General features: G+C 59.3%; 23 protein-coding genes. 10 read left to right on the top strand and 13 right to left on the bottom strand.

Annotation, left to right across the window (positions count from 1 at the left end):
• Positions 1-148 precede the first annotated feature (148 nt).
• Positions 149-616, bottom strand: coding sequence for a hypothetical protein (locus AB4N43_RS04975; protein ID WP_460153375.1), 468 nt, complete (start codon positions 614-616; stop codon positions 149-151).
• Positions 617-794: 178 nt separating this feature from the next.
• Between AB4N43_RS04975 and AB4N43_RS04970 the strand changes: the two genes are divergently transcribed.
• The gene (locus AB4N43_RS04970; protein ID WP_460153374.1) at positions 795-1,463 is read left to right on the top strand and encodes an ATPase; all 669 of its coding nucleotides are present in this window, start codon (positions 795-797) and stop codon (positions 1,461-1,463) included.
• A 14-nt stretch (positions 1,464-1,477) separates the two neighbouring features.
• Here AB4N43_RS04970 and AB4N43_RS04965 read toward each other — a convergent pair whose 3' ends face one another.
• The 4 genes from AB4N43_RS04965 to AB4N43_RS04950 form a co-directional block, all read right to left on the bottom strand.
• Positions 1,478-2,359 carry a glycoside hydrolase domain-containing protein gene (locus AB4N43_RS04965; RefSeq protein WP_460153372.1) on the bottom strand — a complete coding sequence of 294 codons (882 nt, stop codon included), beginning with the start codon at positions 2,357-2,359 and terminating at the stop codon, positions 1,478-1,480.
• 290 nt (positions 2,360-2,649) lie between these two features.
• Positions 2,650-2,841, bottom strand: coding sequence for a hypothetical protein (locus AB4N43_RS04960; protein ID WP_027925300.1), 192 nt, complete (start codon positions 2,839-2,841; stop codon positions 2,650-2,652).
• Positions 2,838-3,647: a DUF2092 domain-containing protein gene (locus AB4N43_RS04955; RefSeq protein ID WP_027925301.1), complete on the bottom strand. Its 810-nt coding sequence runs from the start codon at positions 3,645-3,647 to the stop codon at positions 2,838-2,840. The genes AB4N43_RS04960 and AB4N43_RS04955 overlap by 4 nt, the downstream gene beginning before the upstream one ends.
• 126 nt (positions 3,648-3,773) lie before the next feature.
• Entirely contained in the window at positions 3,774-4,655 is an 882-nt protein-coding gene (locus AB4N43_RS04950; RefSeq protein WP_460153370.1) for a serine hydrolase domain-containing protein, read from the bottom strand.
• 126 nt (positions 4,656-4,781) lie between these two features.
• Here AB4N43_RS04950 and AB4N43_RS04945 point away from each other — a divergent pair, with 126 nt between their 5' ends.
• Positions 4,782-5,570 carry a DeoR/GlpR family DNA-binding transcription regulator gene (locus AB4N43_RS04945; protein ID WP_059181053.1) on the top strand — a complete coding sequence of 263 codons (789 nt, stop codon included), beginning with the start codon at positions 4,782-4,784 and terminating at the stop codon, positions 5,568-5,570.
• Positions 5,571-5,741: 171 nt separating this feature from the next.
• On the opposite strand, the gene yghX is transcribed toward AB4N43_RS04945, so the two are convergent.
• Together yghX and AB4N43_RS04935 are read right to left on the bottom strand one after the other, a co-directional pair.
• Entirely contained in the window at positions 5,742-6,629 is an 888-nt protein-coding gene (gene yghX / locus AB4N43_RS04940; RefSeq protein ID WP_460153368.1) for a YghX family hydrolase, read from the bottom strand.
• Positions 6,630-6,720: 91 nt separating this feature from the next.
• Positions 6,721-8,484 carry an L-lactate permease gene (locus AB4N43_RS04935; protein ID WP_027925305.1) on the bottom strand — a complete coding sequence of 588 codons (1,764 nt, stop codon included), beginning with the start codon at positions 8,482-8,484 and terminating at the stop codon, positions 6,721-6,723.
• A 200-nt stretch (positions 8,485-8,684) separates the two neighbouring features.
• Between AB4N43_RS04935 and AB4N43_RS04930 the strand changes: the two genes are divergently transcribed.
• Positions 8,685-8,921 carry a hypothetical protein gene (locus AB4N43_RS04930; RefSeq protein ID WP_027925306.1) on the top strand — a complete coding sequence of 79 codons (237 nt, stop codon included), beginning with the start codon at positions 8,685-8,687 and terminating at the stop codon, positions 8,919-8,921.
• Between the two features lie 31 nt (positions 8,922-8,952).
• Here the strand turns inward: AB4N43_RS04930 and AB4N43_RS04925 are convergent, their stop codons facing one another.
• Positions 8,953-9,804: a CAP domain-containing protein gene (locus AB4N43_RS04925; protein ID WP_027925307.1), complete on the bottom strand. Its 852-nt coding sequence runs from the start codon at positions 9,802-9,804 to the stop codon at positions 8,953-8,955.
• 139 nt (positions 9,805-9,943) lie between these two features.
• On the opposite strand from AB4N43_RS04925, the gene AB4N43_RS04920 reads away from it, so the two are divergent.
• Positions 9,944-10,564, top strand: coding sequence for a cell wall hydrolase (locus AB4N43_RS04920; RefSeq protein ID WP_027925308.1), 621 nt, complete (start codon positions 9,944-9,946; stop codon positions 10,562-10,564).
• A gap of 27 nt (positions 10,565-10,591) precedes the next feature.
• On the opposite strand, the gene AB4N43_RS04915 is transcribed toward AB4N43_RS04920, so the two are convergent.
• A complete protein-coding gene (locus AB4N43_RS04915) occupies positions 10,592-11,086 on the bottom strand; it encodes a PaaI family thioesterase (RefSeq protein ID WP_460153365.1) in 495 nt (164 codons plus the stop codon).
• Between the two features lie 312 nt (positions 11,087-11,398).
• On the opposite strand from AB4N43_RS04915, the gene AB4N43_RS04910 reads away from it, so the two are divergent.
• From AB4N43_RS04910 to AB4N43_RS04900, 3 genes are read left to right on the top strand one after another with little or no spacing between them, the layout of a single operon-like run.
• Complete coding sequence (locus tag AB4N43_RS04910) at positions 11,399-12,448, top strand: isopenicillin N synthase family dioxygenase (protein ID WP_460153363.1); 1,050 nt, start codon at positions 11,399-11,401, stop codon at positions 12,446-12,448.
• A gap of 1 nt (position 12,449) precedes the next feature.
• Complete coding sequence (locus tag AB4N43_RS04905) at positions 12,450-13,397, top strand: hypothetical protein (RefSeq protein WP_460153361.1); 948 nt, start codon at positions 12,450-12,452, stop codon at positions 13,395-13,397.
• A 39-nt stretch (positions 13,398-13,436) separates the two neighbouring features.
• Entirely contained in the window at positions 13,437-14,516 is a 1,080-nt protein-coding gene (locus AB4N43_RS04900; RefSeq protein WP_410921970.1) for a putative urea ABC transporter substrate-binding protein, read from the top strand.
• A gap of 41 nt (positions 14,517-14,557) precedes the next feature.
• Here the strand turns inward: AB4N43_RS04900 and AB4N43_RS04895 are convergent, their stop codons facing one another.
• On the bottom strand, positions 14,558-18,052 hold the full coding sequence (locus AB4N43_RS04895) for a hypothetical protein (protein ID WP_194939658.1): 3,495 nt from the start codon (positions 18,050-18,052) through the stop codon (positions 14,558-14,560).
• 262 nt (positions 18,053-18,314) lie between these two features.
• Here AB4N43_RS04895 and AB4N43_RS04890 point away from each other — a divergent pair, with 262 nt between their 5' ends.
• Together AB4N43_RS04890 and AB4N43_RS04885 are read left to right on the top strand one after the other, a co-directional pair.
• On the top strand, positions 18,315-19,253 hold the full coding sequence (locus AB4N43_RS04890; RefSeq protein ID WP_410921973.1) for a GlxA family transcriptional regulator: 939 nt from the start codon (positions 18,315-18,317) through the stop codon (positions 19,251-19,253).
• 87 nt (positions 19,254-19,340) lie between these two features.
• Complete coding sequence (locus AB4N43_RS04885) at positions 19,341-20,309, top strand: nitrilase-related carbon-nitrogen hydrolase (protein ID WP_460153359.1); 969 nt, start codon at positions 19,341-19,343, stop codon at positions 20,307-20,309.
• 72 nt (positions 20,310-20,381) lie between these two features.
• Here the strand turns inward: AB4N43_RS04885 and AB4N43_RS04880 are convergent, their stop codons facing one another.
• The 3 genes from AB4N43_RS04880 to AB4N43_RS04870 are packed head-to-tail and all read right to left on the bottom strand — an operon-like array spanning position 20,382 to position 21,912.
• Positions 20,382-21,080 (bottom strand): dienelactone hydrolase family protein, encoded by a 699-nt coding sequence (locus AB4N43_RS04880; protein WP_027925316.1) that lies wholly within the window; start codon positions 21,078-21,080, stop codon positions 20,382-20,384.
• A 55-nt stretch (positions 21,081-21,135) separates the two neighbouring features.
• A complete protein-coding gene (locus AB4N43_RS04875; RefSeq protein WP_027925317.1) occupies positions 21,136-21,651 on the bottom strand; it encodes an HvfX family Cu-binding RiPP maturation protein in 516 nt (171 codons plus the stop codon).
• Positions 21,652-21,708: 57 nt separating this feature from the next.
• Entirely contained in the window at positions 21,709-21,912 is a 204-nt protein-coding gene (locus AB4N43_RS04870) for an HvfA family oxazolone/thioamide-modified RiPP metallophore (RefSeq protein WP_027925318.1), read from the bottom strand.
• Between the two features lie 284 nt (positions 21,913-22,196).
• On the opposite strand from AB4N43_RS04870, the gene glsB reads away from it, so the two are divergent.
• Positions 22,197-23,105, top strand: coding sequence for a glutaminase B (gene glsB / locus AB4N43_RS04865; protein WP_460153356.1), 909 nt, complete (start codon positions 22,197-22,199; stop codon positions 23,103-23,105).
• The last annotated feature ends 61 nt before the right edge of the window (positions 23,106-23,166 follow it).

Here is a 23,166-nt window from a genome sequence, read left to right as displayed (position 1 = left end):
GGGGATCGGCGGGCAGCCGGGCCGAACGTCCGTGCCTGCACACCGAAGGCACTACTCTATTGGCCGGCCAGGCCCCGCAGAAGTGACAACACGGTCGCTAAGGTAACAGCGTGGAGATCGTCGGAATCAGCCACGTAACAAGGGCGTATCACGGCACGCGTTTCTCCATGGTCGCCTTCAGCGCTTCCGTCACCAGCGCCGCCACAATCGGCTCTGACGTCGAACGCATCTCTCCACCGACGGTGGCTTGCTGGGCTTTGACCTTTTCCACGTATTGCGATGCGGGTCCATCGGCGACCAGCGATGACAGCTCTTCCTCGGAGAACGACTTCTCATAGGCCCGCGCCAGGTTCTCGTCCCATTCCGGCTGGTACTTGGGTAGTAACGCGGTGATTTCTTCGGAGACGATGCGGTTGGCGTCGTCAGCCCCCAGCTTCTCGGCAATCACCGACCAGGACACCGTTCCCTGCGCCGTCGACAGGGCGATGGCCGGGAGGTTGCTGCCCATCTGCGCTTTGGCGACCAAGGTGCGCGCTTCATTCAGGGCCGGGGTGTCCGCAGCGGCTGGATTTGAAAGTGTGAATAGCAGCGTTAATGCGAGGGCGCTAGTAGACATCCGATGCACGATTGGGCTCCGTGGTTGGGGAAACAGGGGCATCAGAGCAGCGTAGACCAGGCCCATCGACCAACCATTGGTTTAATCAATAATCACCATCAAGGAATGCAAGTTCTGTTTTTTCGCCATGGGAGGAGGATAGCCACATACCGAATTCGCCTTTGAAGGAACCTGTGCGATGAGAATGTCTACCTTGCTGGCTTTTGTCGCCGTATTCACCGGCAGCGTCGCCGCCACCGTGCCGGCCTACGCGGCTGAGCCGGCTTGCCATTTCCCCCCTGTAGCCGACAGCACCGCCAGCCTGCAACATGCCCAATCAGTGGGCGTGCTCTACAGCGAAAACACCGTCAACACCCTTCAATACCTTGAGCAATACCATGCGGTGGCGATGAACGGCGCGAAGAACCCGCAGCTGGATTCGCGCATCAGCAGCGCGTTCGTCAACAGCTCTGATCCGAAACTTGCGATCAACTGGCTCATGGGCTCGCTGCAAAAACAGTTCGGTTCGGTGACGGTCTACGACAACCTCGACGCACTGGTACAAGCCCACCCCGACGTGGTGGTGATGCTGGACACCTACAGCCGCCTGGTGTCCAAGCGCAATAATCAGGTCGAAGCGCGTTTCATGGCCAAGTTCTACGATGCGAACCTGCAGTACATCGGCCAGGCCGAAGGCTCACGCGCCCAACAAATGCCTTCGGTTTGGGTGCACGGCAAAGCGGCGCCGGACATTGCGGCGCAGATCGACCGGCAAACCGAATTGCAGGTAAATGCGCTGAAGCAGTTTGATGCTTCGCTGAAGGCGTTGGTGACCTCCGGCAACGTGGCGCAGGTGGCGAGTAACTAAACCTTGGCAGGTGTTCAGTTCAACTCTTTCAGGAAGGCCGACGCGGCAAACCCATCGATCAGGCCATCACCTTGAAGGTCGATACTGGACCATTCGGTGTTGGCCGGTTTGGCGATTACTTGCTGACCGGGCTTCAAGCTACTCACTACGCTGTACTCGGTTCCTGGGCCACCACGCAGCCTCAGACTGGTGCGCGCTATCACTTCGTGAGTGGCGGCAACTGGAGGTAGCGTATCGGTCGACGATTCGACCGCAAGCACGAACGCCCCGAAGTCGTCGGTGTGTTGGGGATTGATCAGGTTGAAGTCGAGGTCCAGGCCGCCCAGTTTCGCCGCCGGGGCTTTTTGCTGAATGTGATAGGCGCCATTCTTTATCGCCTCCTTCGTGCCACGAAACCCGGAAGACATCGCCAGCCAGATCAGTGAGCACAAGTTGCTTTTGGACAACGCGCTGGCGGTGGCACCCGAGCCATAGACACCGACCCGATAAGCTGGCTGCCCGCCGGAAACCTCGTTGAACGCCCGCTGCACTCCCTGGAAATACGGGACGATGTTGCTGGTGATTTCGTTGGCGCTGGCATCAAAGTCGACGGAAAAATAGATGCCTGACCCGTCAGGTTGGCCGATGTCGTTGTGGGCATAGCGGTAAGCTCTGCGTCCCGCCTCATACCCTTTGATTTCGGAAAAGTCGTCGGCGTTGTTTTGTCGCTGTTGGAACACCACGGCGATGTTCATGCCTTGTGCACAGATTGATTGCGCCTCAATCAGCGTCAAGCACTTGTCAGGGAACGTTCTCGAGTTGCTGAAGTTGTAGTAACGAATAATGGTTCGTACATTTTCTTTCGCCAGGTTGCGCAGTTTTGATGTGGTGTTGTAGGGGGTGTCGATAATGAACATGATAAGTTTCCTTTCGGCGATGGCGCACTTATACCGAGTGCGAGAGTCGATGGTTTTCGCTCAGGCATTAATAAGAGGCGCGTTTAGCGAGGCCGTCAACGCACTTAAATATTTATACTTTCAAGGTGTAAGGGGATTGAAGCAGCTGTTAAGTTGATGCAACAAGGTTTGATAAGTTTGTGAGAGGATTGAAGGTGTAATATGTTTTGTGCGTGTTGTTGTATTTATGCTTGCCGGGCTTTACAGCCCGGCAATGTGTTTGAAGTTATCGCGATCCGTTATAAACCCGATTAATCGCGCCGCGAACTGCGTCGCGCCACGCCGGCAACGCTGACCGGGGTGAGAGGGCGACCAACGACGGCTTCGGCCGGGGAAATGACACTGTGTACGCCGGGGATCGACAGGGTCTCACCGAGTTCTAGCGCGGCGCTCAGCACCAGGCCGCCGAGCAGCAACCCGCCTGTCTTTATCAAAAGGTTCATTTGGCGGGTCCTTTCACAAAGTTCTTCGGCAAATCATCGCCATTAGGAAGGTCCTTCAAGTCGATTTTCTTCGCATTCGTCGAGTTGTTGAAGGTGAAGTCGTCAGCCGCCACTTCACTGCCGGTCTTCCAGTCACTCAATCGAATGCTGAACTGCGGCCCACCCTCCACCCGTTTTGAGGTGATGACATAGCGGCAGGGGTAGGGGCGCTCACCTTGGGCGATCCAGATCTGCCAATCCACTTCCTTGGTTCTGAACGCCAGGTGATCGCACTCGACCCCACTGATGACGCCACTGCCCAGGTCTTTTATGTCGTTCACGCCCGTCATCAAGGACGCTTGAGGGTTGGACACGAACAGATCGGCGCCGGCTAAAGGTCGGTCGTATTTTTTCCTGAGTACATCAATCAAATTATCCAGGGTGCCGGGCACTTCCACTTGCGTATACGCGTTAACGTTTTTGCCAAACAGGGTCAGGGTTTTTCCGTCAAACAGTATTTCCATGTCGACAAATCCGCTGGCGCGAGTATTGCGTATCTTGTCTGGCCGGCTGATGACGGTTGTGCCGGAAGCGGACAGTGCAAGTTTCTGCTTCTCTTTGGTGGTGACTTCGTAGTCGGTGTCGTAATTGAACGATATGTTTTTTTGCGCTGACATATAGTCGGACATGCTCTTAAGCAAGTTTTTAGCGTACGCCTCATCGGCATGGGCCGTGATCGGACTGTTCAATCCGATGATTAATGCCAGACCGGCGCCAGTGATACGCAGTGTTGCGGATTCGATTAACTGTCGGGCGATCTTTTCCATGGAAGTTCACCGCTTGGAATTGCCGGGTTGCCCGGCCTGGACTTATAACGTTAGTCCCATCACCTACGTATTGAACGACCACTCATCCGGGCTGGTGTTTGAGCGATTAGCGCTCGATTATTCGGTCTATTGAATGACGGCGTTCAGCAAGCGACTCACGGCTTCTGCCTCGACCGCTCCTTCGGCGAAACCTTCGGCAAACACCGCGCAACTCGCGGTGTGGTCATCTTCACCGCAGCGATATACCGCGAGCACGCTGCCCGGTCCGCCGCCGGTGTGTCCGCTTAATACCCGCCCACCCTCGACCGCGCCTTGCATCAGGCCAAGCGCGTAACCCGGCGCAAGCCACGGACGCCCGGCTATCGGCCCGCCAAGCGTGCGAGCCGTCTGCATCTCGCGCAGCAACGCCGGCGGCAGCGTCTGGCCGGCCAGTAGACGATCGAGACAAACAGCGGCTTGATCCAGCGGGCCAACCAACAGCCCGTGATAAACCCAGCCCGGGTCGTACGATGGTGCGGTGCCCATGTTCACGCCCTGCAGATCGGCGGGCGTTTTGGCGAGGCGTACACCTGACAGACCGAGGGGTGAAAAAACCAGTCGGGTCAACGCTTCTTCCAGCGCAAGACCGCTCAGGCGTTCGATGAATTTCGTTACGTACAGGTAGCCAACGTTCGAATAGCGCCAGCCGTCACCGGGCGTGTAGCGCAACCGGGGCGCGTCCAGCCGGCGCAGCATTTCCTCGGCGGGCCACGGTGTTTCGTTGCTTGCGACGGCCGCGTGGTATTCCGCCAACTCTGCGTAATCCGCCAGCCCGGCTTCATGCCGCAACACTTGGCGCAAGGTAAACGGCCCTTCCGGCAGTGTCTCGTCCAGGTCGAACAGGCCATCACGCACCAGCGACAGCGCGGCGGCGCTGAGCACGGTCTTGGTGAAACTCCACCAAGGAACGATCACCTGAGGGTCTACAGGCATGGGCGTTGAACCGTTTGAGACAAGGGCAAAAAGCATGGGTAATGGCTGCTCTGGACGAAGGCACCGTGGGAGTTTGCCAGATACCTCATCAATCACCGCCTCGATTGTGTTTTTCCGGCGGCTTGGCTAATCTCGCATAAACACGCAAAAGCAGGCATAAACATGCAAGATCAGCACGCTGCATCCGAGCTCCCTTCCGTGCGCCGGCAGAAAATCCTCCTGATCCTTGAACGCGACGGCAAGGTCATGGCTTCGGAGTTGAGCGAGCATTTCGCCGTGTCCGAAGACACCATCCGCCGTGACCTGTCAGAGCTCGCCAGCGCAGGACTGGTGCAACGGGTGCATGGTGGGGCGTTGCCGCGACCGAAAGACACGGGCAAGGATTTCTTCACCCGGGTGGGTGAAACCGATGAGGTGAAAACGCGCCTGGCGCAACTCGCCGCGCGCCGGGTGCAGGATGGCCAGATTGTGCTGTTCGATTCAGGGAGCACCACGCTGCAGATCGCGCGGTCGCTGCCGGCGGACATTGCCATCACGGCGATTACCGCGTCGCCGATGATCGCCATTGCGTTGGCCGACTACAAAGGCATCAAAGTGATCCTGGCCGGCGGGCAACTCAATCCCGCGACGATGTCGGCCAGCGGGCAGGAAACCCTGCGGCTGATCGAGGGGATCAAGGCTGACTTGCTGTTCACCGGGGTCTGCGCGATTCACCCGGACGTCGGCATCAGCTCGCTGCATTTTGATGAGGTGCCGGTGAAACAGGCGATGCTCAATAGCGCATCGCACGTGGTGGCCGTGACCATGGCGGACAAACTGGGGGCGGTGGAACCGTTCGTGGTTGCACCGTGCAATCGCCTCCACACGCTGATCACTGAGCAACAGGTGGCGTCGGGCAACGTTGAGGATTATCAGCGGTTAGGTATTGAAGTGATTCAGGTCGATGCCTGAGCTCAACCATGACCCAGCGCAATCGCAAACGACACAACGATGAAGCAGGCAAAGGCAAAATTCAGGTTCATGAGGGTGTCGTCCGACTATCCGAGATGGCGACATCTTGAATAAGCCGGGGACAAATAAAAAATTCGTCTTCGTGATGTAAATGATCGAAGGAATTGATACCTAAACCAGGTACTTGTGAAACCACGTCACGGTGCGGTCCCACGCCAGTTTCGCGGCGGCTTCGTCGTATCGCGGCGTCGAGTCGTTATGGAAACCATGGTTGCAGCCCGGATAAATGTAAGCTTCATAGGTTTTGCCGGCGGCTTTCAGCGCCGCTTCATACGCCGGCCAACCGTCATTGACGCCCTTGTCCAGTTCACCGTAATGCAGCAATAGGGGCGCCTTGATCCTGGGCACGTCTTCAGCCTTTGGCTGGCGGCCATAAAAAGGCACGGCTGCCGCCAGTTCCGGATACGCCACGGCCGCTGCGTTGGCGACACCGCCGCCATAGCAGAAGCCGGTGATGCCGACTTTGCCGGTGGTGGTGTCGTTTTTCATCAGCCACTCGATGGCGGCGAAAAAGTCGTTCATGAGTTTTTCGGGATCAACCTTCGCCTGAAGCTCACGACCCTTGTCATCGTTGCCCGGATAGCCGCCCACCGAGCTCAAGCCGTCAGGGGCGAGGGCGATGAACCCGGCCTTGGCGACGCGTCGAGCGACGTCTTCGATGTAGGGATTGAGGCCACGATTTTCATGCACGACCACCACCGCCGGGATTTTGCCGCTGGCCTTGGCCGGGCGCACCAGGTAGCCGCGCACATTGCCGTGGCCCTTGGGTGAGGGGTAGGTGATGTACTCGGGCAGGATGTCCGGGTCGGTGAATTCCACTTGTTCGGCGAGCGCGTAACGGGGGCTCAGTGAGGCGAGCAGTGCGCTGGCGGTCAAACCGCCCAAAGCGAACAACGCCGCGCGATCGAGAAACTCGCGGCGGTTGATCTTGCCGTGGACGTAGTAGTCATAGAGTTCGAGCAGTTCGGGGGCGAAATCTTTGGCGGTGAGACGTTCCATCGAGGCGCTTCCCGTTTAATCAGAATTTGAATCAGTAAAGCAGTGTTTGGTACACCACCCGGGCCATGCGCCCGGGTATGCACAACGAGGGTTAATGCCCACCCACCACCATATGACTGAACGGTGCCACATACGCCTGCAACGTCACCAGCCCGCCGACCAGAATCGCCAGCACAATCGAGTGGAAGAACACATACCGCAGAATTTCCCCCTCATGCCCGTACCAGCGTGTTGCCGTGGACGCGACCACAATCGACTGCGCGTCGACCATTTTGCCCATGACCCCGCCAGAGCTGTTCGCCGCCGCCATCAGCACCGGGCTGATCCCGAGCTGTTCGGACGTTACCCGTTGCAAGCCGCCGAACAACACGTTGGACGCGGTGTCCGAGCCGGTCAACGCCACGCCGAGCCAGCCGAGGAGGGTGCCGAACATCGGGTAGAAAATGCCGGTCGCGGCGAAGGCCAGGCCCATGGTCGCGTCCAGTCCCGAGTAACGCGTGAGGTAACCCAAGGCCAACATCGCCGCGATGGTGATCAATGAGTAGCGCACCACCCACAGTGTTCGCAGGTATTGGCGAGCCAGTTGCGGGATCGAGTAGCCCATCAGCAGCCCGCCAAGGATGGCGGACAGCAAGATGCCGCTGCCGGTGGCGGTGAACCAGGTGAACTTGTAGATCGCCTCTTCGGTTTTCGGTGCCGGCACCACCGGTGGCACCTTCTCGACTTGCAGGTGCAGGGTGGTGAAGGTCAGGGCCGGCGAGAAGATCGGGTTGGCTTCGCGCATTGGTTTGCCCTGCGGGTCGAGCTTGACCGACTGGGTTTGCGGATCGATCGCCGGGCGGGTATCGAACATGTTTTTGAAACCCTGGGTGCCCCAGGCGAAGACGAAGATCGTGAGGATGATCCACGGCATCCAGGCGCGCATCACCGCCGGCTTCGCATCGCCGGAGAAGGTCCCGCCGACCGCCGGTGGTTGCTCATGTTCGGCATCGATTTTCGAGTTGTCGACACGCCCGGTCAGGGCGGCCGAGGTGTGGACCGTGGCCGGTTTCCAGACCTTGAGGAAACCCGTGAGGCAGGCCATGGAAATCAGCGCGGCGATCACGTCCACGAGCATCGGGCCGTGGTAGTTGGACACAAGGAATTGCGGGACCGCGAAGCTGACGCCGGCCACGAGGATCGCCGGCCAGATCTCCAGCATTTTTCGCCAACCGGCGAACGCCCAGATCAACCAGAACGGTACGAGCACCGAGAAGAACGGCAGCTGCCGACCGACCATCATCGACAGCTCCATTTCATCCAGTCCGGTGACTTTGGCCAGGGTAATGATCGGTGTGCCCAGCGCGCCGAACGCCACTGGTGCGGTATTCGCGATCAAGGCCAGGCCCGAAGCGGCCAACGGCGAGAAGCCCAAGCCGATCAGAATCGCACCGGTCACCGCCACGGGCGTGCCGAACCCGGCCGCGCCTTCAAAAAACGCACCGAAGCAGAAGGCGATCAGCAGCAGTTGCAGGCGTCGATCGTCGGTGATGCGCGCCAGGGAATCCTGCAGCACTTTGAACGAGCCGTTCTCGGTGGTCAGTCGGTGCAGGAAGATGATGTTGAGCACGATCCAGCCAATCGGCAGCAAGCCGTTGGCCGCCCCGAACAACGCCGCCGAGCCCGCCATGTTGGCCGGCATGCCGAAGGCAAAGATCGCGATCAGCAGGGCGGAGCCCAGTGCAAGCAGCGCCGCCATGTGCGCCTTGATGTGGAAAAACGCCAGGGAGGTCAGCATCACCACCACCGGCACGGCGGCCATGAGGGTTGAAATGACCGGGTTACCGAAGGGATCGTAGATTTGCTGCCAGACCATGTTCCACCTCTGCTTTTTATTGTGGGTAGCGCAGGCCCCGGGCGGGGTTGGTGAAATGCAGTATAGGTGGCATTACGCCGCTGTCTCGGCAGGTTCGTCGCCATTGAAACGTGCCGTGGCCGGCGATGATTCCGGGCGAACTTCTACTACGCTCAGAGGGATGACTGACCCGATCCACTCACCACGCGGGGGAGACAGCAATGACTGAACGCCACGAGGAACACAAGGAGACGCTTTCCAACGGATGCTCGATCAAAGTCACAGCCGAGATACTGAAAGACGGCTCCCTGAAAATGCTCATCGGGGTGTACCGGCCGGACGGTTCGGTGATCGAAGAAAACCACCATCCGTCCCCGCACCTGCTGGACATGGAGGCGGCGATGGACTGGGCCATCGAGCAAGCCAAGACCGTCGGCAACAGTCAGCAAACGTTGTAAGAGCGGCTCGTCACCGCTCTGTTCATCATCCTTATTGCGTACCGAACATGGCCGTCCAGTAGATGCCTGCATCGCTTTTCGGATCGTTCGCGTAAGCCGCGCCGAGCTCACGGAACTGTGGGTTCATCAGGTTGGCGCAATGACCGGGGCTGGCCAGCCAGCCGTCGACCACTTTACGCACGGTGTCTTGCCCGGCGGCAATGTTCTCGCCGATCTGCTGAAAGTTGTAACCCGCCAGTTCCGCGCGATCCCCTGGCGTGCGGCCGTCGCGGTCCTTGTGATCAAAATAGTTGCCGTTGGCCATGGCCCGCGAGTTGGTTTCGGCGGCGGACGCGAGGGTGGCGTTCCAGGCCAGCGGCGTGGTCGCGGCAAATGACTGGGCGCCGCACTGACGGGGTTTGCTGCGCGCGGCATTGAGCTCGACCAACAGCTTCTGGCCTTCGGCGGCGGCATCACCCAGGCGCGCGGTCAACAGCGGGCGGGCGAGCACGATGCGCCAGTCGTTGCCTTGGCGGCTGACGCCGATGTCGACGAATTTCAGGTTAAGCACCACCTGGCAGAAGCTTTCCTGTATCGCCATCATTGCCGATTGCGCATCACGCGGGCCGGTCAGGGATATCGCCTGCACATGGAGCATCGGATACGACGCACGCACCATGGCCTGCTGCAAGTCGACCTGTCCGCTGGCCGGCAAAATCAGGCGCGGATCGCTGGTCAGTGGTGGCAACTCCGGCGAGACCTGACCGGCGCAACTCTGCGGCAGGCTGCGAAAGGCGTTGATCGAATCGGCCAGTTGCGATTCCTCGGACGCCATGGCCGTTGTGGCAAGCACCAGACCCAACGACAACCCCGACAAGCGCATAGCGGATGAAAAGACGTGCATGGAAACCCCCTTGGACGGACTGCGCCCATGATGCGCGAATTCCCCCCGTACAAGGCAATGGCTTTTTGCAGTTTGTTGCTGAGTAGTTGATATGATTTGGCTACTACCCTAATCCGACACCTTTCAGAGTGTTTGCACCATGCCCGCTAAATGCATCGCCGCGTTTCTCGCTCTGTGTCTACTTACCGGTCAGTCCATGGCGGACGATCAACAACAAAAAAAGGAGGTTGCGCAAGACAAGGCGCAGGTGCTTGAACAGAAGGCCGCCGAGAAGAGCAGTAATGTACCGGTGCCCAAGTCCGAGGCCATCACCCAGTCCGAAGTCCAGGCCGTCGACCCGGCCGGCACGGCGCCGTTGGACGACGCGATTACCTGCATGGCGCGCTCCATCTACTGGGAGGCCAAAGGCAAGGACACGGCCGATATGGAAGCGGTGGCCAACGTGGTGATGAACCGCCTCGGCCACGAGGGTTTTCCCGATACGGTGTGCGCAGTGGTCAAGCAAGGTTCCGAAACCAAGAGCTGCCAGTTCTCCTGGTGGTGCGACGGGAAATCGGACTCGGTCCAGGAAGAAACGCAATATGCGCTGGCCAAGGAAATCGCGCGCAAGGCGCTGAACAAGCAACTGCCGGATCGCACCGGCGGCGCGATGTATTTTCACGACAAGACGGTGAAACCGGTCTGGGCCAAGGAGTACATCAAAACGGCGAGCATCGGTTTGTTCGTGTTCTACAAGCCCCATGACGGGTCGGCGAAGTAGCTCGGCCGACCCAGAGGCTCACAGCACTTAAACCTCGCGACCATGCGCTGCGGCGGCCAGTTGCCCGGTATCGACCCGGACAAACACTGAGTCGCCCACCGCCGTGAGCACGCCGTCGGCATAGACCTCGCAGATGACGCGGGTCTTGCGCCCGACCTCGCCCTCAACCCTGGCGCGCAAGGTCAGCGTAACGCCCATCGGCGTCGGCTTGATGAACTTGATGCCCAGGTTGCCGGTGACGCAGTCGATGCGCGGCAGGGAGCCCGGCTCGCGGTTTTCGGCCCGGTAGTGATACGCCATGGCTGTCCAGTTCGAATGGCAATCCACCAACATCGCAATCAAGCCCCCGTACACCAGATCCGGCCAGCCACAGTATTTGGCCTCGGGCAGGTGCTCGGCGACGACGTGGACGCCGTCCTCGTGCCAGTGGCTTTTGACGTGCAATCCGTGAGGGTTGCGGCTGCCGCAGCCGTAGCACACGCCATCCGGTGCGGCGCGGTCCTGCATGGAGATATCGAGCATGGTGATCCCTTGTTGTGCCTTGAAGTCCGTCTGCGATTAAAGCGCTGGAACGAGGGGAAGTCCATTGCGCCATCCTGGTGCTTTTTTAACAGCGCACGCCGAGCGCCATCGGCTTTCCCGTATGGAAACCGGTGCTTTCAAATCAATGAGATAGCGCGGTGATGCAAGTCGGGCGCAAACGTGGCATGCACATTGCTCCTGTCACAGCGCACCTTTTTCGGTGCGAATGATCCGGGACGACCCGGAGGCCTCACGGCTGTGCGATATCTGGACGACCAGGTGACATTTTGACTAATCATCAGGAGGTTACTTATGGCGCCCATGCCTCGAATTACCCCTCATTCAGCCTTTGAAACCTTGCCCCTCGTCGACATCAGCGGGCTGTTTTCGAACCTCGCATCCGAACGCATAAACGCAGCGATTGCCTTGGGCGACGCCGCCTCGCAGGCCGGGTTTCTTTATGTGACCGGGCACGGTATCGACCCGCAGATCATCCATCGGCTCAAGCAACGGGCAGCGGAATATTTCGCCCAGTCGGCCGAGCAGAAAATGCAGGACTACATCGGACTGTCGAGCAATCACAGCGGCTATGTGCCCGAAGGTGAGGAGCAATTTGTCGAAGGGGCTATCGACCACAAGGAAGCCTTCGACGTCGGCTTCGATTATGCGTCGGCGCTGGGGCGACGGCCGATGCTTGGGCCGAATCGCTGGCCGGTCTTGCCGGGTTTCAAGGACGACATCAAAGCCTACTACGACGCGGTGTTCAACCTCAGCCTCACCTTGTTTCGCGGCTTCGCACTGGCGCTGGGCCTGCCGGAAAACGCCATCAGCCAGCGGGTGAACAACCCGCCGAGCCAACTGCGCCTGATCCACTATCCCTTTTCGCCGAATGCCCCGGTGGATCGCCCCGGCATCGGCGCGCACACCGATTACGAATGCTTCACCATCCTGCTGCCGACTGCACCGGGCCTTGAAGTGTTGAACGGGGTCGGGCAGTGGATCGACGTGCCGGTGGTGGACGGCGCGTTTGTAATCAACATCGGCGACATGATGGAAGTGCTGAGCAACGGCCGCTACGTCGCCACCGCTCACCGGGTGCGCAAAGTCGCTCAGGAGCGCTACGCCTTCCCGATGTTTTGCGCCTGTGACTACGACACGGTGATCGAGCCCATCGCACAGTTGCTCGACCCGCAAACCCCCAGCCGTTATGGGCCACACGTCTGCGGCGATCACCTCTACGCGCAAACCCTGCAAACCTTCCGCTACCTCAAACAGCGACTGGCCGCCGGCGAGTTGAGCTTGCCCGACGGCGCCAAGGGTTTGTCTTCGTTTGGTCGCGTCGCCATGGCGGGGGAGGCTTGAGATGAATCTGCTGGATCTCGTTACCCAACATCCGCAACCCGCCGCTGATGGCGTACCGGACTGGATGCTCGGCTTCTACAAACGCCGCTCGATCAGTTTCGCTGACGGCCTGACTGACGTGGACACCCACGTCTGCTGGTTTCAAAGCCGCCACTTCACCATCGATCTGCGCCTGCCGCTGGAAGGCCAACAAGTGCCGGCCAAACCGCTGCTGGAATACAGTGCCGAAGAACTGCAGACCCTGGCCAATTACGAAGGCTGGGAAGCGTTGTGCTCATGGGAAGACGACGTGTTGAGTTGGCACACCGACACCTCGTTTCAGTTGCATAACCGTTGGCCCGAGCCCGGTGTGCTCAAGCGCATCGGCAACTGCATGATCGAGTTTTCCCCCAGTGGGGCCTATGTCGAGGACTGGCGACTCCAGGTATCAAAGCCGGGTGCGTTGATCGGCTTGCGCTTGATTGAGGAACGAGAGGTGCTGAGCGGTTTTGTGCTGCACCGTGGCGGTGGTTTGATCGTCTGCGGTGAGCATGCGGCGTTGGTGCTCGGGCGGGCTGATCCGCTCGAATCCAGTCCTGAGGGCGAACCGCTGCGGGATCTGATCGCCCGCCACGGTGAAGACCCGCAATGGCTCAAGCGTGCATTCAACTTTGAGACATCGGTGGCCGAAGGTTCTCTCGAAACAGGCTACAAAGTGACGCTTTCCACCTGCGCCGGGCGTGTCGGTCAGCCGCTAATTTCACTGGAGGGTTTCGAGCGGCTGGCCGACGGCAAGCACGTCTCGCAATCAGTCGCCGTCGATGGCGTTGCCCGAGAACGCCTGTTCGTCATCGACACCCTGGAACCCGACGTCAGCTACACACAAACCACCGGATTCACCGCCAGCGCCGCGCAATGGTACGCACGTGAATCCCCGACCTTGAGCCGCTACACCCAGCCGCTCGTTTGACATCAACGCGTCACCCATTTCATAACCCGTGAGGTTTCCATGAAGGCATTCTCGTGCGTGTTTTACCGTTTCGCAGCGGTGTTGCTGGCCGTCTCCTGTCTCGCGTTCGGCGCTTCGGCGGCGGAGAAAAAGCAGGAGTTCAAGGTGGCGTGGTCGATCTATTCCGGCTGGATGCCCTGGGGTTACGCCAGTGAACACGGGATCATCGACAAGTGGGCGAAGAAGTACGGGATCAAGATCGAACTGGTGCAGCTCAACGACTACATTGAGTCGATCAACCAATACGCGGCTGGCGCGTTCGACGCCTGCGGCATGACCAACATGGACGCCCTGACCATTCCGAGTGCCAATGGCGTGGACACCACCGGCCTGATCCTCGGCGACTATTCCAACGGCAACGATGCCATCGTGCTCAAACACGGCAAGACCTTCGCCGACATCAAGGGCCAACAGGTCAACCTGGTGGAGCTGTCGGTCTCCGACTATCTGATGTCCCGGGCCCTGGACATCCATGGCCTGTCGCAGCGGGACATCAAGATCATGAACACCTCGGACGCCGATGCCGTGGCGTCTTTCACCACCCCCGGCGTGACCGCAGCGGCGCTGTGGAACCCGCAACTGAGCATGGTGATGAAACAGTCACCAACGGCGGTGGAAGTGTTCACCTCCAAGGAAATCCCGGGCGAGATCATCGACATGATGGCCGTCAACACCGAGACCCTGAAGGCCAACCCGGAACTGGGCAAGGCACTGGTCGGTGCCTGGTTCGAAACGCTGCAGTTGATGTCTGGCGACAACGGCCAGGCCATCGCCGCACGCACCTCGATGGCTGAACGTTCGGGCACCGACCTCAAAGGCTACGAAGATCAACTGACGCAAACCATGCTGTTCTATACACCGGCCACGGCGTTCGAATTCGCCAATTCCGACGCGATCCGCCACACCATGGACAAGGTCCGCACCTTCTCCTTTGCCAAGGGCTTGCTGGGTCAGGCGGCGACCAGCGCCGATGCCGTGGGCATGCAATTCGCCGATGGCTCGACGTTGGGTGACAAGAACAATATCAAGCTGCGGTTTGATACGCAGTTTGTGAACATGGCGGTGGCCAATCAGCTGTGACCGTTCGGGGGGCGTTCGAAGGAGTGCCCCCTTATTGGCGGTCAGAACTTGGCGTAGTTCAAGGCATCGACAATGGCTGAACCCCCGATGCCGGTCAGCGACAGCAACAGCGCACGAATCAGCGGGTCTTCGGAATAGCGGGAGAACGAGCCCGTGTTGAGCGTGGCGATGCGGTCGCGGATCATCTGGAATTTTTCGTAGTAGCCCGGCTTTTTGGGGGTCTCCAGTAGATAGGCATCGATACGCAGCAATGCCAGCGTACGAGCCTTTTCGGCCGCCCGACGCAGCGACAGTGCGGACGCGAGCAGGATCAGCGTGGTCAGCAGGAATGAAATGACCACGCTGGGAGGCGTCGGCCAGTTGTCGAACAGGCTGCTGCGCGACGCCAGCAGAATCAACATGACCACCGTCGGCGCATAGATCAGGCGGCTGACCGCTGATGTGCGCTTGGCGATCAACTGCAAGTCCACCCATTCATCGATGCAGGGATGCCTGAGAACGCCGAAAATCTTCCCGTGTTCCTGCTGCAGCTTTTCGGGCCAGATCGCATGGTGATTGCTCAGATGCCGTATGAACCGGGTCAGTAGCAGATTGGCGTCCACGACCCAGAACACCAGCACCTGGAAAGCCAGGGTCGGGATCAGCCAAACGAACATCCACCAACTCGACTGACCGCGCACCGGAACCTGTTCCATTGGCCAGATCACAAACAAGACGCTGGTGACCACGATGAACACCCAGGTCGCGAGCAAGGCGCGCAAGAGGCGGGCACCGAACGCTCCGCAGATGCAGTGCTCTCCCCAGAAGCGCGCAATGGAAATCATATTTCGTTCGTCGTCGCAGTTGGCCTGGAACGTTGTGCACGTCTTTGACCAGTTGTCATTGGTACTGACCAACGGGAAAAAAATCAGCAACAGGAAATGCCCAAACTCATTGCACCAACGACGAAAGCTCCAGCGCCTGCCTTTGTGAAAAAAGTGCAGTACCTGGCGGCACAAACCCAATCGGTATCTGCGCATGTAGGCGTGCAACTGGTAGGCGCTTTCTATCTCGGCCCTGTTGATGCGCAGGTTGCGCCAGCCCCATGCCAGTGCCGAAAGGCAGATCAGCACGGCGGCGACGCGCAGCGCTACCGTCGGCCAGGCACTGATGCCTTCAAACAGGAACATCGGCTCGCCGAGCCCATTGTTCGTCAAGGTGCTGCGCATTTGGTACGCCAGCATCAACGCGAGCACGAACCCCACGAGAGGGACGACGATGTACCACGTTGGCGAATCGTACACGCCGCTGCTGGCGCTGGCCGTTGCGTTATTTTCCAGTGTCTGCTGGTCGAGGTGACGGGTCCAGTTCGAGGTAATGATGCCCAGCAGGATCAGCACGAACGTGAACCAGAGAAACTCGGCATGCCAGAAGCGGGTGGCGATAAATGCGCAGGCTGCCGCGATCATATAAAGCGTCATGGGCACGCCGCGTACCCAGTCAAGCTTCGTCTCGTGGGCCATTTTTGGCCCCGACACCCATCGCCAGGCAATGAACCCGCCAAGTAGCAGAAGGGTAAACGTCAGCGGCCCAGCCCAGAAAAATGCTTGGGTTCTTTTGAATTCTTCGCGCATGGATTGAGAAGCATCAGGGTAGGGCGGTGGCGATGGATCCTGCAGGCAGTTCAAAGACATCAGATCGTGAGGACGTATGTCTTGATCCGAAACGGTCAGCAGGGTCGCTGCCTCGCAACTCGTCGGGCGTTCATGGATTACCGGGCTGGCCAGCGGGATGAAGCCGCTGATACCCACCTCATACATACCGGGCGAGAGCAGGTTCGATTTCGAATAGTGAAATTTCGCAAACTTGGCGTCGAAGGGTTGTGGTGCCAATGCCGCCAGCACGGACACGAAAACCGAACTTTGCAGACTGTCGCGAAACGGCGGCACGTCTTGTTGCAGGGCGCGCGTCAGCGTCAGCCCATAAGGCGCCGCCAGAATCAGGTTGCGGGTGGTTTCGGCCTGACCTCGTTGCAACATGCGCGCGTCGAGGTCGGTGGAAAAATACAGCTTGTATGGCATCCGGCTCTTGAGCGCCTGCAATACCAGGAGTTTGTCGTAGGTATCGACACCTAATATGCCGATGGCGCCGATGCCTGGTTCGCCGTTTTGTCGATAGACCGCGTCCTCGCGCGCGATGTGGTCGGCAAGGCGTCGCAGGTAGTCGAACTGGGAGTTTCCGTCGGCTTTCTCCAGTGGGCTGAGGTCAATTTTGTTGGCGTCCTTGCTGTTTTTGCCGGCATCGCTGCTGGCGGTTTTGTCATTGCTCGCGGCTTCCTCGGGGAGGCGTCCGTCCAGTCCCCGTAGATAGCTGTAACGTAAAACCCACTTGTCGACTGCTGTCTTGTCGTCGCGTTCGTTCAGGTCGGCCTTGTCGACCACCCAGGCCTTGAAACTTTCGATCAGCGCGCGACTGTAAAAGCTGTCCCATTCGGAAATCAGTGCGATTCGGTCTGGCGGCAGCGGCCAACTGTTCTTTACGCAGAGTTGTCCGTTTCGCTGCCGCTTGTCTTTGCTGCAATGCAGGCTGGTGGCCGGATCGACATTGCGCAGTTTCAGTTCCTCCAGTGTCAGTTGCGCCATGGTGCCGTCGTCGCTGACGGTGCGCAGCAACTTCATGGGTTGTTTGTTCTTTATTGGCGGCTCGGGAACATTGAGGTGGTTTTTCAGTGTCAAGTTGTCCGCAGTGGCCAGGGGCGAGTAGATCTCGACATTGGATGTTGCCCGGGCGTTGGCTTCATCCTGATACATGCCACGCAAGATGGTTGAAGTGGCGGGGCCGATGACTTTGAGCACCGTACGATCGTCAGGCACGCCGGTGCAGGCCAATGGGTAACTGTTTTCGACCGTGCTGCACGCCAGGCTTTGACGCAACTTCTCCAGTTGCTCCAATGGCCGTGGACCCAGTGCGTCCTGCTTGAGCCAGAACACGATGGTGTGGTCGGCGGGTTCGGGGGCGCCTTCAAGAGGTTTGGGTGGATCGAATGGATTGGAAACAAATATTTCATACGGCACATCGATGAAGCGTTGGTCCGGCGAAGGATCAACCGAGAGATCGGCGGCCAGTCTCAAACAATGGATGTACTGCTCCTGATCCGGCACCCGGTGGGAGTTTTTGAACCCGGCAAGCAGGGCATAGCGAGTGCGCCGCCGGCGCTCGACCTCGTCGGCGTAAGGGCCGCCTTCCACCAACGACACCATGATGTCGGGCGGGGTGGAAGTTCCGGGCGGCGAGGAAGCCCTGGGCGTGCACAATTGCGCGGCATCCGGACTCTTGATGTCGTCAAGTTTCTTGCGATAGCGCTCCAGTGCATCAAACGGGTCTTGCCATAACCGCGCCTCAATGGGCAGTTGCGCCTGAAACTGCGCACCGATGGGCCGCGGCTCGAGGAACGGTTCGCGAGTCAGTGCAAACGTCGATACGACCAGACTGAGGATGACCGCACTACCCGGTAGCCAAAACGCCAGATTAGTGCCTGAGTCCTTATTAATGTCCATGGCCTTTCCCTCGAATGGCCGACAGCAACACGTTAGTTATAGACCCGATTGGCAAGTTGGATTTTGAACATGAGTTAGTTTCTGTAGTTGAAACTATTGTTGCGACGGAAAGTTGTAACGCGGTTAATACACTAGTGTGAAATAACCAAAGTTGAAGTATTCGATCCGCTGATCGCCGAATTCTTTCCCCCACGCTAACTGGCGTAGAGTGATGGCTTGAAATCATCTATGCCGCTTTTAAGGTCAAAGGGATCAACAGCCCATGCACCACATCGGACTCATCGTCTACCCCGGCTTCCAGGTCCTCGGCCTCGCCATGTGCGCCACCTTCGAACTGGCCAATAACACCGCCGAAGAGCCGGTGTACAGCCTTTCCCTGCTGTCCGAGCACGGCGGCACGGTGCAGACCTCCGCCGGATTCGGCGTGGAAACCCAGGCATTCGATCAACGGGCGTTCGATACGCTGCTGGTGATGGGCGACAACCTGATCCGGCCCACGTCGCCAGGCATGGTGGCGTTTTTGCGCCGTGCCAGCGAATCCACCCGGCGGCTGGGGTCGATTTGCACCGGTGCGATTGCGCTGGCCGAGGCGGGTTTGCTCGATGGGCGGCGAGCGACCACACACTGGTGTCATGCGCCGGCCTTGCAACGGGCGTTTCCAAAGGTACTGGTCGAAGAGGACCGCATCTTCATCAACGACGGCAACCTCTGGACTGCCGCCGGCATGAGCGCCTGTGTCGACCTGGCGTTGGCGCTGGTGGAAAAAGACCTTGGCGCCCAGGTGGCGCGCACGGTGGCTCGGCAGTTGGTGGTGTATCACCGCCGCGCGGGTGGGCAATCGCAGTTCTCAGTGATGCTGGAATTGGAGCCGAAGACCGATCGCATTCAGGCGGCGTTGACCTACGCCAAACAGCACCTGAAATCCGCGTTGTCGGTGGAAGAGTTGGCGGGCGCTGCGAATTTGAGCCCTCGGCAATTCAGTCGAGTATTCCATGCGGAAACCGGTCAATCGCCCGCCAAAGCCATCGAAAACCTTCGCGTGGAAGCCGCACGGTTGATGATGGAAACCGGTCGCCATGCCATCGATGTGGTCGCCACCGAGACCGGTTTTGGTGACCGGGAGCGTATGCGTCGGGCCTTTATCCGCGCCTTCGGCCAACCACCGCAGGTGATCCAGCGGGCGAATCGGGTGATGACCTGAAAAGTGGTGTATTCGACATTTAAGACAAAATATGATTACCGTAATCTGAATCTCGTTGAAGCCCATTCCCTCAGTGAGATCACCGCCATGACCATCGTCAAAGCCGCTGCCGTCCAAATCGCACCTGTGCTCTACAGCCGTGAAGGCACCGTAGAGAAGGTCGTCAACAAAATTCGCGAACTCGGCGAGAAGGGCGTGCAGTTCGCCGTCTTCCCGGAAACCATCGTGCCGTACTACCCATACTTTTCCTTTGTGCAGTCGCCATTCGACATGGGCTCCGAGCACTACAAGTTGCTCGATCAGGCTGTTGTCGTGCCGTCGGCAACCACCGATGCAATCGGCAAAGCGGCCAAAGACGCCAACATGGTCGTGTCCATCGGCGTCAATGAGCGCGATGGCAGCACCCTGTACAACACGCAGTTGCTGTTTGATGCCGACGGCACGCTGATTCAAGCGCGTCGCAAGATTTCGCCGACCTATCACGAACGCATGATCTGGGGCATGGGCGATGGCTCCGGCCTGCGTGCCATCGACAGCGCTGTTGGCCGTATCGGTCAACTGGCCTGCTGGGAACATTACAACCCGCTGGCCCGGTATGCCCTGATCGAAGACGGCGAACAGATCCACGCCTCGATGTACCCCGGCTCGTTCGCCGGTGAGCGGTTCACCCGACAGATGGAAGTCAGCATCCGCATGCATGCCCTGGAATCGGCGTGCTTTGTGGTCAACTCGACGGCGTGGTTATACCCGGAACAGCAAGCACAAATCATGGCCGACACCGGTTGCGAGATCGGCCCGATCTCCGGCGGTTGCTACACCGCGATCGTCGACCCACAAGGTGAAGTCATCGGCGCGCTGACTGAAGGCGAAGGCGAGGTCATCGCTGACATCGACCTGTTCCAGATCGAGATTCGTAAACGTCAAATGGATGGTCGCGGTCACTACAGCCGTCCGGAAATCCTCAGCCTGAACATCGACCGCACACCGCACCGCCATGTGCATGAGCGCAATGCCCAGCCGACACGGGCGGTCACCGGTCAACCGGAAGCGGTGTGATCGGGTAAACGCGAAGTACAAAAAAGGCCCCTTCATCAATCGATGAAGGGGCCTTTTCCGTGGAGGGCAGTTTTACAGTTCCTGGGCCAGGAAGATCAACGTGTTGCCATGCGCCTCAGCCGCTGCGCGCTGGTTGTAGCTGTCGCGGTGCGAGCAGTTGAAGCCGTGTTCGGCTTCCGGGTACACGACAATTTCCACGTTGTCGTTGGTGTCGAAACGTTCGGCGATTTTCTCCACGGCTTCGAGGGAAATGTGGCTGTCCTGTTCACCGAAGTGCATCAGCAAAGGCACTTCAATGTCGTCGGCGCGGTCCAGGTGATTCTGGATGCCGCCGCCGTAATAGGCGATCGCTACATCCACCAAACCATTGGTGGCCGTGAGGTACGACAGCAGGCCGCCAAAGCAGTAACCGATGGAAGCGATGCCGCCATCCAGCCCCGGCTGGGCATCAAGGGTGTCGATGGCCAGTTTGATGTCGGCCTGGGCCTTGGTGATGTCGGTGGCGTTCATCAGCTCGACGGCGCGTTTCCAGCCGGCTTCGTCGTAGGTCAGTTCGATGCGGTGGCCGTTGCGCCAGAACAGGTCCGGCGCGATCACCAGATAACCATCAGCGGCGTATTGCTCGGCGACGGAGCGGATGTGCTCGTTGACGCCGAAGATCTCCTGGATCAAGACGATCCCCGGGCCACGCTGGGTATGCGGAATGGCCAGGTAAGCGCCAAATTTACCGTCGTCGCTGTCGATCTCGATCCATTGGGTGGTCACGCTCATGGTGGCTCCTGTCTACGCAAGTGAGGTGGAAGGTGAAGCGTGTCACGGTAGCATTTCAACGATTGTGACGGCGCCAGAAAAATCGCGCCAGCAGCGTATCGAGGCTCAGCTTGCCGGCACCCGAGAGCAGCAAGGGCAGGAGGGCGGCGAGGTAGATCACCGGCAGTTTGAAGTTGCCGTGGCCTTTATTGCTGATGGCGTAACCCTGGGCAAGCTCACTTAATGTAGACCAATCGGCCGGCCAGTGAACGGCGGCAGTGGCGACAACGGTGACCACGATCAGGATGATCGCCGAGACCCGCGTGCCCACACCCACCAGTATCGCGAGGGCGCAAATCAGCTCCGCCCACATCGACAGTTCCCAGTTCAACGTGGCAGGCACGTGATCGAACGGAAATGGAAAACGGTCCTGGATGTCGGCAAACCAGTTCTCGCCGTTCCATTTTTCCAGGCCCGACTCAAAGAATTCCCAGGCAATGAACAACCGCAAGGTCAGGGGCGCGAGCCAGCTACCGGCACGGTCGAGGTTCAGGTGCAGGCCTTTGACGGCCGAAGAGATTGAAGTGTTCATGGGCTTGATCTCCGTCAGGTCAGGAATGCGGGGCATCGAGTGCCCCGCGCAAGGGGACTACTCGGCGGCACCGCACTTGCCTTCGCCACATTTGCCTTCGGCCGGTTTTTCCGCGGTGTCGGCCTGGACCTGGCTGTAACCGTGGGCCAGTTGTTTCATGCTGAACGCTTCGGATTCGGAGGCCGAAGCGATGTTCGACAAGGCCAGGCCACCGGCGATGAGCAGGCCGAGGGTCAGGGAAGAAGTGGAGAGCTTGAACATGGTGATACTCCGTACAGTGAGTGAGTTGAGCGCTTTGATCGGCTTGGCCAATCGACCGGTGCAGTTGACCAAGCCGGTGTATCTGCGATGTGTCGTTGGGGCGGGGTTTTATGGACGGGGTGTGTCAGGGGCGGGTCTGTACACACGCTGATACACAGCCACCGCAAATCCCCTGTAGGCGTTGGGTTTTGGATTGGGGTGAGGCCGCTGTGATTCCTGGCCGACGCGCAGCGTCTAGCCTCAGTGTCCCCGCAATCCCATGGGGCGTGACTTTGGAACCTCGCATGCAAGCGCTGTTGAACGAGATCCTCGACGCTGTCCGGCCGCTGATCGGGCAGGGCAAGGTGGCGGACTACATTCCTGCCCTCGGCACCGTGCCGGCCAATCAATTGGGCATTGCCGTGTACAGCAACGACGGTGAGTTGTACTGCGCCGGCGATGCCGAGACGCCGTTCTCGGTGCAGAGTATTTCCAAGGTCTTCAGCCTGGTGCAGGCCATCGAACACTCCGGTGAGACGATCTGGGAACGTCTGGGCCACGAACCTTCCGGTCAACCGTTCAACTCGCTGGTGCAGCTGGAATTCGAGCGCGGCCGTCCGCGTAATCCCTTCATCAATGCCGGCGCCCTGGTGATCTGCGACATCAACCAGTCGCGCTTTGCCGCCCCGGCGTTGTCGATGCGTGATTTTGTCCGTCGGCTGTCCGGCAATCCGCAGGTCATGGTCGATGGCAAAGTCGCCGAGTCCGAATACCAACACCGTGCGCGCAACGCCGCCATGGCCTACCTGATGCAGTCGTTCGGCAACTTTCACAACGACGTCGAATCCGTGCTGCGCAGCTACTTCAGCCACTGCGCGTTGCGCATGAATTGCATCGACCTGGCCCGGGCGTTCTGCTTTTTGGCCAACGACGGGTTCTGCAAGCACAGCGGCGAACAGATCCTCACTGCGCGCCAGACTCAACAGGTCAACTCGATCATGGCCACCAGCGGGCTGTACGACGAGGCCGGCAACTTTGCCTATCGCGTGGGTTTGCCGGGCAAGAGCGGGGTTGGCGGCGGAATTGTCGCCGTGGTGCCGGGGCAATTCACGGTGTGCGTCTGGTCGCCGGAACTGAACGCCGCCGGCAATTCCCTGGCCGGGATGGCCGCGCTGGAATTGCTGAGCCAGCGGATTGGCTGGTCGGTGTTTTAACGGGCAGGATTAATGACGCTCCGGAAAATTTCCTATACATTTTCCGGCCGCCCCCTGCATG

This window comes from Pseudomonas sp. S2_B07, assembly GCF_054668435.1.
The sequence above is the reverse complement of the archived record's forward strand: the minus strand, read 5'-3'. Positions and strand labels throughout refer to the sequence as shown.

Excerpts from the sequence above, each read along its gene's own strand:
- AB4N43_RS04935 (WP_027925305.1), bottom strand. The coding sequence starts at position 8,484 with ATGGTCTGGCAGCAAATCTACGATCCCTTCGGTAACCCGGTCATTTCA.
- AB4N43_RS04945 (WP_059181053.1), top strand. The coding sequence starts at position 4,782 with ATGCAAGATCAGCACGCTGCATCCGAGCTCCCTTCCGTGCGCCGGCAG.
- AB4N43_RS04925 (WP_027925307.1), bottom strand. The coding sequence starts at position 9,804 with ATGCACGTCTTTTCATCCGCTATGCGCTTGTCGGGGTTGTCGTTGGGT.
- AB4N43_RS04905 (WP_460153361.1), top strand. The coding sequence starts at position 12,450 with ATGAATCTGCTGGATCTCGTTACCCAACATCCGCAACCCGCCGCTGAT.
- AB4N43_RS04965 (WP_460153372.1), bottom strand. The coding sequence starts at position 2,359 with ATGTTCATTATCGACACCCCCTACAACACCACATCAAAACTGCGCAAC.
- AB4N43_RS04975 (WP_460153375.1), bottom strand. The coding sequence starts at position 616 with ATGTCTACTAGCGCCCTCGCATTAACGCTGCTATTCACACTTTCAAAT.
- AB4N43_RS04955 (WP_027925301.1), bottom strand. The coding sequence starts at position 3,647 with ATGGAAAAGATCGCCCGACAGTTAATCGAATCCGCAACACTGCGTATC.
- AB4N43_RS04960 (WP_027925300.1), bottom strand. The coding sequence starts at position 2,841 with ATGAACCTTTTGATAAAGACAGGCGGGTTGCTGCTCGGCGGCCTGGTG.
- AB4N43_RS04930 (WP_027925306.1), top strand. The coding sequence starts at position 8,685 with ATGACTGAACGCCACGAGGAACACAAGGAGACGCTTTCCAACGGATGC.
- AB4N43_RS04885 (WP_460153359.1), top strand. The coding sequence starts at position 19,341 with ATGACCATCGTCAAAGCCGCTGCCGTCCAAATCGCACCTGTGCTCTAC.
- AB4N43_RS04895 (WP_194939658.1), bottom strand. The coding sequence starts at position 18,052 with ATGGACATTAATAAGGACTCAGGCACTAATCTGGCGTTTTGGCTACCG.
- glsB (WP_460153356.1), top strand. The coding sequence starts at position 22,197 with ATGCAAGCGCTGTTGAACGAGATCCTCGACGCTGTCCGGCCGCTGATC.
- yghX (WP_460153368.1), bottom strand. The coding sequence starts at position 6,629 with ATGGAACGTCTCACCGCCAAAGATTTCGCCCCCGAACTGCTCGAACTC.
- AB4N43_RS04920 (WP_027925308.1), top strand. The coding sequence starts at position 9,944 with ATGCCCGCTAAATGCATCGCCGCGTTTCTCGCTCTGTGTCTACTTACC.
- AB4N43_RS04880 (WP_027925316.1), bottom strand. The coding sequence starts at position 21,080 with ATGAGCGTGACCACCCAATGGATCGAGATCGACAGCGACGACGGTAAA.
- AB4N43_RS04875 (WP_027925317.1), bottom strand. The coding sequence starts at position 21,651 with ATGAACACTTCAATCTCTTCGGCCGTCAAAGGCCTGCACCTGAACCTC.
- AB4N43_RS04950 (WP_460153370.1), bottom strand. The coding sequence starts at position 4,655 with ATGCTTTTTGCCCTTGTCTCAAACGGTTCAACGCCCATGCCTGTAGAC.
- AB4N43_RS04870 (WP_027925318.1), bottom strand. The coding sequence starts at position 21,912 with ATGTTCAAGCTCTCCACTTCTTCCCTGACCCTCGGCCTGCTCATCGCC.
- AB4N43_RS04915 (WP_460153365.1), bottom strand. The coding sequence starts at position 11,086 with ATGCTCGATATCTCCATGCAGGACCGCGCCGCACCGGATGGCGTGTGC.
- AB4N43_RS04900 (WP_410921970.1), top strand. The coding sequence starts at position 13,437 with ATGAAGGCATTCTCGTGCGTGTTTTACCGTTTCGCAGCGGTGTTGCTG.
- AB4N43_RS04890 (WP_410921973.1), top strand. The coding sequence starts at position 18,315 with ATGCACCACATCGGACTCATCGTCTACCCCGGCTTCCAGGTCCTCGGC.
- AB4N43_RS04970 (WP_460153374.1), top strand. The coding sequence starts at position 795 with ATGAGAATGTCTACCTTGCTGGCTTTTGTCGCCGTATTCACCGGCAGC.
- AB4N43_RS04910 (WP_460153363.1), top strand. The coding sequence starts at position 11,399 with ATGGCGCCCATGCCTCGAATTACCCCTCATTCAGCCTTTGAAACCTTG.